The organism is Anaerolineales bacterium (assembly GCA_037382465.1).
GTDB lineage: Bacteria > Chloroflexota > Anaerolineae > Anaerolineales > E44-bin32 > WVZH01.
This window is the reverse complement of sequence record JARRPX010000096.1, coordinates 1-8,006: the sequence shown is the minus strand read 5'-3', so window position 1 is coordinate 8,006 and position 8,006 is coordinate 1. Positions and strand designations below refer to the sequence as shown.

The following is an 8,006-nucleotide window of genomic DNA, read 5'->3' as shown; positions in this document are numbered from 1 at the left end:
TAAATCTGGAAATCCGGCGGGGTGAGGTGCTGGGTTATCTTGGTCCCAACGGCGCCGGGAAAACGACGACCATCCGCTGCTTGCTGGATCTCATTCGACCGGACGGTGGTACGTTGAAGGTCTTCGGCATGAACCCGCAGGATAAGTCCGTCGAGGTGCGAGCCCGCTGCGGCTACCTGCCCGGCGAACTGCAAATCGACCCCAATCGGACGGCGCGAGGGGCACTTCGGTATTTCAACGCACTGCGCGGCAACAGCGTCGATTGGAACTACGTCAACGAATTGAGCGAGCGCTTGCAGCTTGACCTCAAAACTACGATCAAAAATATGTCGCACGGCAACAAGCAGAAGATCGGCATCGTGCAGGCTTTGATGCACAAGCCGGACCTGCTGCTTCTGGACGAGCCCACGCTGGGACTGGATCCGTTGATCCAGCGAGAAGTGCTGCGCTTGATTTGCGACGCTAAAGCACAAGGGACCTCGGTTTTCTTCTCCTCGCACATCATGAGCGAGGTGGAGGCCGTGGCGGATCGCGTGGCCATTATTCGCAAGGGCGTGGTCGTCGAGGAAGCCGAGCCTTCGTCGTTGATCAACCGCGCTTTTCGACGCGCCAGCGTGCGCTTCAAACAGGCGGTCGACGTCGAACGTCTGGACAAGGTACCCGGCGTGACCGTGCTGTCCAGAGACGACGGCACCAGCGTGCTGCTGCAGGTGGAAGGCGAGATGGAGAATCTGCTGAAGGCGCTGGCCGCAATGCCGGTGATCGATCTCGAGACCGAGCGTCCTTCGCTGGAGGAAATCTTTCTGGCTTACTACGAGGACGAAGGACAGGAGGCATGACATGTTTACCGTATTTCGTTACACACTACGGCGCTATCGCGGACAGATCATCGGCTGGGGTATTGGCTTGGGTCTTACGGGCGTGTTGCTCGTATCGATGTTCGACTCGATTGGGACGCAGACGGAGGCGCTGAATGAATATCTCTCCGTTTTTCCCGAGGAGTTCATCGCCTTCTTTGGTGACTTTGCCGATTTTGGATCACCGCAAGGTTTCCTGGGCGTGGAATTCTTCTCCTACATGCCCATCATTATCGGGATATTCGCCGTCTTGATCGGCAGCGGTTTGCTGGTCAGCGACGAGGAAAATGGCACCCTCGATCTGATCCTGGCCTACCCCGTCAGCCGCACGGCGCTCTTCACGGGACGTGTTTTGGCCTTTGTCGTCACTTCGGTGGTCATTCTTGGGCTTGCCTGGCTCGGTTTGGCGCTGCCCATGAGTTGGTCATCCTTGAAAATCGACCTGGGTGTGTTGGCGTTGCCGTTCGTATCCCTGCTGGCGCAAGTATTGATATTCGGCGCGCTGTCGCTGCTGTGCAGCATGCTGCTGCCCTCGAGGGGGATGGCTTCCATGGTAGGGGGCGTAGTTCTCGTAGCGAGCTTTTTCATCACCGGACTGGCGAAGATCAACGATAAATTAGAGCCCGTCGCCAGGTTCTCTCCGTTGAATTACTACCAGGCGCGTGAGGCCTTCGACGGTTTGAACGGCACCTGGGTTGCGGGACTGCTGGGCGTTACGCTCGTTTTCATCGTACTGGCCTGGTGGTTGTTCCGGCAACGCGACATCCGCGTCGGTGGAGAGGGCGGCTGGCGATTGTCGCTGCCGTCGCTGCGCCGCGGGGTGACAATCGAAGGAAGAGCGTAATCTCTATAACGCATACTTGGGATGCGTGCACGGTGTGGTCTCTGTAGATCATCCCGTGCACGATGCGTTTAAATCACAGTTCACGGCGTATCATCTCGGTGTAAGATTAATGGTATGACAAACCAACACGTACTCTTGCCGTACTTTCTGGATGAACCGCTGCCGCAGCTGCGTGATCTCGTCGAACCGGATTGGCAGGTCTTGAATCCCACATTGCCGGCGGGCGAGAAACTCGAACGCATTGCCGCGCTGTACGAACCTCTGGCCGGTAAAGTGGCCGAGATTCTGAGCGCCGGCGATCGGCCGGTGACCGTCGCGGGAGATTGTGTGTCCTCGATCGGCGTCACGGCGGGAATCCAGCGTGCCGGGCTCGATGCGCGCTTGATCTGGTTCGATGCGCACGGCGATTTCAACACCTGGGAGACTTCACCTAGCGGCTTCCTTGGCGGCATGCCGTTGGCCATGCTCGTGGGGCGCGGCGAGCAGACCCTGCTTGAATCCCTGTGTGTGAGGCCCATCCGGGAGGACCACGTGATTCTCAGCGATGGGCGCGATCTGGATCCCGCCGAAGGGGAAGCGCTCCGCCAATCGAAGGTCTTGCACTTGACCGACGTGGCTCAATTGCTGGATACCTCGCTACCTGATACCCCGCTGCACATACACTTCGACGTGGATGTGATCGATCCGGCCGAAGCTCCGGCGATGAGTTATTCCGCTCCGGGAGGACCGAGCGCAGAGGAATTGACCCGCGTCTTTCGCCATCTCGCTGCGACGGGCAGGGTCAGGGTGGTTTCTCTTTCTTCGTGGAATCCTGCGCTTGATCCGGATTTCCAAACACAGCGGCTGTGCATGCAGGTCCTGCAGGCGTTGATCGACGATTGATTTTCTTAGAAACTGAAACATCCGTATAACGATGGCAGTTGTTCTCCAAGGCGCTGGCCTGTAGAATCTGGGTCTGAGTTCGAGGCGCGTGTATTGGAAATCGGATCGTCTCTGACGCGCTCGATCCATCGACGCAAAACAAGGAGCAGGGAAATGCCGGCAAGCATCGTTGGAATCATCATCGTTGGCGCCTGGATATGTCTTTCACTCGCAATCGGCTACGTATTTTCGGGCATCGTCTTGCATTCAAGACGTCAGCCGATCGTACGGACTCCCGGGGAATACGGCCTGGATTTCGAATCGGTCGAGTTTAAAGCCACCGACGGTGTTTTACTTCAGGGATGGTACATACCGGCCGGGAAACTCCCTTTCACCGCCGAACCCAAGCAGGTGGTCATTCTCACGCACCCCATGACCTTCAACCGTCACGGGTTCGTCGTGGAGAATCAGGGATTCCCACCCATTGCCAAAACGGCGGTCGATTTACTGAAGACGGCTCGCGCCTTGAATGCGGCCGGCTATCCCGTGTTGATGTTCGATTTTCGGAATCACGGTGAGAGTGAGGCAGGCTTGAGCGGCGTGGGCCTGACCGAGTACCAGGACGTTATCGGCGCCATCGCCTACGTGAACAACCGCTGGCTCTCCGCTCCGGCGATCGGTTTCGTGAGTTTCTGTATGGGCGCGAATGCGACCACGGTCGCCCTGAGCAAAGCGAAAGACCAGCTGCGCGACATCAAATTCTTGATCGCCGTTCAGCCCGTTTCGGCCGAGGTGTTCATCCGTTCCTACCTGCGAAACGTATACACACCGCTCAGCTTGTACCTGCTTCCCATCATCGATCGGATCGTTCGTTGGCGCGGCGGTTTCGCCCTGAAAGAAATGTCGCCGCTGCGATACGCCCGCGATGTGGTAATCCCCACACTCGTCATCCAGGCCCGGGAAGATCCCTGGACGGAATTGACCGACACGCAAGCCTACTACCAGGCTCTCTCGGGGCCGAAGGAGCTCTGGTTGATCGATGGCATTCAACGGCGTTTCGAGACCTACAACTACGTCGGCGACCATCCCGATAGGATCGTCAAGTTCATCCGGCAGCATTTTTCGGCGGGGTAAGGAAGGCCGAGCACGTTATGCGGGCTGGGTAGGGAGGCGCGTTCTGGATTTCGAAAGCACGCAGATCGAACTTGCGAACGAGTTGGACGCACAAGACGCGCTGGCGTCTTTTCGTGACGAATTCATCATCGCGGATCCCGACCTGATTTACCTGGATGGGAACTCGCTTGGGCGTTTGCCGAAACGCACCATCGCTTTCATGCGCAGCGCCATCGAGGAACAATGGGGCGAACGCCTCATCCGTATCTGGAACGACGGCTGGATGCAGACTCCCACGCGGTTGGGGGCGAAAATCGCGCATTTGATCGGCGCCGGGGAAGATGAAGTCGTCGTGACCGATGCGACGTCGGTGAATCTGTTTAAATTGGCCGTGGCGGCCCTGCGAGCGCGGCCGCAGCGTCGCAAGATCGTCAGTGACGCGCTCAATTTCCCTTCGGATCTGTACGTTCTCCAGGGCATCATCGATCTGCTCGATGGTGAACACGATCTCGTCCTGATCCCTTCCGAGGACGGCATTTCGATCGCGCCGGGCGATCTCGGGACTGCGATCGATTCGCAAACCGCGTTGGTCAGTTTGACGCACGTCGCCTTCAAGAGTGCCTTCATGTACGACATGGCTCGCGTGACGGCTTCGGCGCATCAGGCAGGGGCGTTCATGCTCTGGGATTTGAGTCATTCCGTCGGCGCGGTGCCGGTCGATCTCAATGGCTGCAACGTCGATCTGGCGATTGGCTGTACGTATAAATATCTCAATGGGGGGCCTGGTTCTCCGGCGTTTCTCTACGTACGCAAGGACTTGCAGACGCAGTTGAAACCGCCAATCTGGGGTTGGCTTGCTGCGGACAACCCGTTCGCCTTTGCCTTGGATTTTACGCCTTCGCCGGACATTTCACGTTTCAAGGTGGGTGCACCGCCGATGCTTTCCATGAAGGCGGTCGAGGCTTCGATCGATCTGCTTTTGGAAGCCGGTATGGAGCGCTTGCGGGAAAAGAGCGCCAGACAAAGCGAGTATTTGATCTACCTCGCCGATCGTTGGCTCGCTCCGCTTGGATTTACCCTGGGCACTCCTCGCCAGGTGGAACGGCGTGGCTCGCACGTTTCTCTGCGGCACGAGGAAGGCTATCGCATCTGTCGCGCTTTGATCGAATCTCCATCGCCCGCGGTGAAAGTGATCCCGGATTTCCGTGAACCGGACAACATTCGTTTGGGGATCACGCCGCTCTACACGACGTACACCGAAATCCATCGTGCCCTCGGTCGAATGCGCGAGATCGTAGCGCAGGAGGTTTACGCCCAATATCCGCATGAACGCCTGGATGTGACCTAGCGATTTCGATCCGAACGCGAATTCAACCCGACGTCGAATCCGTCCGATCGGCGTTCTTGACGAGTGGGGAGGTAAATATGCGACGCAGATGCGCAGGTCACAATAGGAGACACTTGTACGCTGGCCGGCAGAAAACCGCCATCGCCGTCCTGGTCGCCGGGTTCCTGGTTCCGGCGCTGGCCGCCTGTGGCGGTGGGACACCCGTTGTGACGGAGATATCCGAGCCGAATCCTGAAGCCTCACCCACGTCTTCGACTTCGTTCTTCGACGGCGGCCGCACTGTGTATGGGTTCTTTCCCAGTTCGCCGGAAATCACGACGGAAAGCCTCATCGCTACCATCGAAGCCATCGGCCAGCACGGCGACGTGATGCTCAGCATGCCGCAGGTGCCCTGGGCAGATTTCATCGAGAGTGCAGACGGCGAATCGCCTGCCATCGAGCAGATGCGCGGCAGCCTCGACCTTGCCCGCCGGAACGGTCTGGAGTCCATATTCGTTATCGATCCGCTGCAAGCCTTCGACCGGCGGGTGATCGCCAGTTTACCGCCAGAACTGGCAGGCGGAAATTTCGCCACGTCGGGCGTGCGCAGTGCATTCAAGAATTATGCTTTGCGGCTCGTGCGCGAATTCCAACCGCGCTATCTGGGTCTGGCGTCCGAAATCAACACCTACGCCGATTCCCAGCCCGACGATTTCTTGAACTACGTCACGCTCTATCACGAGGTGTATGCGGCGATAAAGTCCGAGGCGCCGGAGACGTCGATCTTCGTCACCCTGCAGTGGGAAGACCTGAACAGCGCCGGCATTTTCTCCGAAGATTCTCCGGGTGTGATCAAGTGGGACATCGTCGAACAATTCGAGCCTGATCTGGACGTATACGCCATTTCGACATATCCCTATTTTGCATTCGCGAGTGCCGCGCAGATTCCACAAGACTACTATGCTCCTCTGCTATCACGCGCTACGAAGCCGCTGGCGATCGCGGAAGGAGGTTATCTGTCGCAGGACGCCGGCGCATTCCACGGTTCTGCGCAGGATCAGATCGATTATCTGCGGGCTATCGAGGGCCAACTTGGGGAACGTCTGGCCTTCTGGGTCTATCTGATCATCGATGACGTGAACATCGATGCGTACGCGGATTACCTGACCGAGCACGGTTCACCGGCAGATGTTGAGTCATTGGCGTATTTCGGCTCTTTGGGGCTGCGCACGAAAACCGGCGAGCCCAAACCGGCGCTGGAAGTATGGGATGAATTCCAAAACAACGACTGACAACATCATGGACGACACACTTCCAGGATCCAGGCCAAATCCGCTGCGGCTGCAGTTTTCGGATCTGCTGTGGGTGTTAGCCTATCCCGTCTACCAGATTCTCGGGACGCTGCGCCACGAAGGCAGCCACGCCATCGCCGCCATCCTGCAGGGCGCAAAGATCACGGAATTCGTCTTCTGGCCCACCATGCGTAAACAGGGGCTTTATTGGGGTTACGTCAACTACCTCGAAGAAACGAATTGGCTGGTCCTCGCCGCTCCGTACTTCGTGGACCTGATGACGTTTGTCCTTTTCTTTGCTATCTGCATGCGTGTTCGCTTTCGTCGGAAGTGGATCTGGTTGAATCTGATCATCATCGGCATGATATCGCCGCTCGTGGACTCCTTGTACAACTACTGGGGAAGCAAGAACAGCTACAACGATGTGGGCAGGTTGCTCGTCGACCTGCCGCGAGGGACCATCCACGGCTATTTCATACTCACGTTGATCTTCTACGTCATTGGCATTTGGCTGGTGTTTCGGAAGTCGAAATCTGTTCTCGGGCAGGAAACCGGGACGCATCGAAATCCAAACGAAAAGTCACATTAACAATTTCTCCACATTTCACACATAATTTGCAGGCCGGATTGTGATAAATTTCTAATAGAGAAAATTAGAGATCTGGAGGTTGAGTATGTCTAGGAAGCAAGTGGTGGGCCGTGTTCTGCTCGTGCTCCTTGTGGTGGTAATCCTTGCAGGAGCTGGATACGCACTCTACCGGATCGGCTATGTCAACGGCGTCGCCGCGGCGAACGATGGGCATGTCGTTTTCGGGCGTTTCTTCGGAAATTTCAACTTACCCGAGGATATGTTGAAGAATCATCCATTTATGCAGTTCGATCGTCCCGAATCGGGGAGATTCAACTTCGATGATCAAACGCAATCCATGCCGCGCGCTTTCAATCGCTCCCCGCTGACCCGGAATGTTTTCAGCCGGTATTCGCTGTACAGCCCATTTTCCATCCTTTTCCGTTTGATTTGTCTGGGCTTCGTGATTTGGGTAGGCTATAAAGTCATCAGTGCCATTTTTGGCGGCAAGGGTTGGAAATTGTCTTTCAAGAAACTGCCGGAGGAAGAGGGTTCGCCGGAAGAAAAGGCGCCTGCCAACAAAAAGAAAAGTTGATTTTCAACCGACGAATTCGGCCGGGAAGCAGTTGACGAATGCTTGAAAAATACTTGGGAGATCTTCTCCCAAGTATTTTTATTATCGCAGTTCAAGCGAGCCGGTCGAAAATCGCGACTCGAGTTTTTCGCGTTGCAGATACCGGACCTTTGGACCGCTTGCAGTATGGCGTTTTGTCGGATAAAGTAAGATAGGGTATCGCCAGAGGGGAATCCTTCCCAGTGGATGCCATTTTTTCGCTGAGAGGCCAATATGACTGATAAGTCCGGAAACGACAATGAGAAGGTGTTTGCATTTCTCGATCTCGCCACGTTTGACGATGGCGCATCGATCCGTGGGGGCTGCCTGGTTACCGATGGCCAGACTCGGCCGCTCGAATTCCGGGTGAGCGGCGCCATTCGCCCCACGAGTTTACAGAAGATCCTGTATGGCGACACGCTGCACGAATATATCTGCAACGAACTCGTCGGTATGCCGATGATGAAGGCGCTCGAGTCCAAACCCGATTTGGTGCTCGTTCGCGATGCGGAATTCCTCAAACTGCGGCCT

At 56.6% G+C, this 8,006-nt stretch carries 9 protein-coding genes; all 9 read left to right on the top strand.

Annotated elements, in window-relative coordinates; translation table 11 throughout:
• The coding region (locus P8Z34_16455) for an ABC transporter ATP-binding protein (GenBank protein ID MEJ2552265.1) at window positions 1-839 on the top strand (839 nt) is incomplete at its 5' end.
• Window position 840: 1 nt separating this feature from the next.
• The gene (locus P8Z34_16450) at window positions 841-1,701 is read left to right on the top strand and encodes an ABC transporter permease subunit (protein MEJ2552264.1); all 861 of its coding nucleotides are present in this window, start codon (window positions 841-843) and stop codon (window positions 1,699-1,701) included.
• Window positions 1,702-1,815: 114 nt separating this feature from the next.
• Window positions 1,816-2,583 (top strand): arginase family protein, encoded by a 768-nt coding sequence (locus P8Z34_16445; protein ID MEJ2552263.1) that lies wholly within the window; start codon window positions 1,816-1,818, stop codon window positions 2,581-2,583.
• Window positions 2,584-2,736: 153 nt separating this feature from the next.
• Window positions 2,737-3,696 carry a PhoPQ-activated protein PqaA family protein gene (locus P8Z34_16440; GenBank protein MEJ2552262.1) on the top strand — a complete coding sequence of 320 codons (960 nt, stop codon included), beginning with the start codon at window positions 2,737-2,739 and terminating at the stop codon, window positions 3,694-3,696.
• Entirely contained in the window at window positions 3,602-5,023 is a 1,422-nt protein-coding gene (gene kynU / locus P8Z34_16435) for a kynureninase (protein MEJ2552261.1), read from the top strand. Before P8Z34_16440 ends, kynU begins: the two co-directional genes overlap by 95 nt.
• A gap of 113 nt (window positions 5,024-5,136) precedes the next feature.
• Window positions 5,137-6,294 (top strand): hypothetical protein, encoded by a 1,158-nt coding sequence (locus tag P8Z34_16430; protein ID MEJ2552260.1) that lies wholly within the window; start codon window positions 5,137-5,139, stop codon window positions 6,292-6,294.
• A complete protein-coding gene (locus P8Z34_16425) occupies window positions 6,272-6,883 on the top strand; it encodes a M50 family metallopeptidase (protein MEJ2552259.1) in 612 nt (203 codons plus the stop codon). The genes P8Z34_16430 and P8Z34_16425 overlap by 23 nt, the downstream gene beginning before the upstream one ends.
• 85 nt (window positions 6,884-6,968) lie before the next feature.
• Window positions 6,969-7,457, top strand: coding sequence for a hypothetical protein (locus P8Z34_16420; GenBank protein MEJ2552258.1), 489 nt, complete (start codon window positions 6,969-6,971; stop codon window positions 7,455-7,457).
• Between the two features lie 252 nt (window positions 7,458-7,709).
• On the top strand, window positions 7,710-8,006 hold a 297-nt coding region (locus tag P8Z34_16415; GenBank protein ID MEJ2552257.1), incomplete at its 3' end, for a hypothetical protein.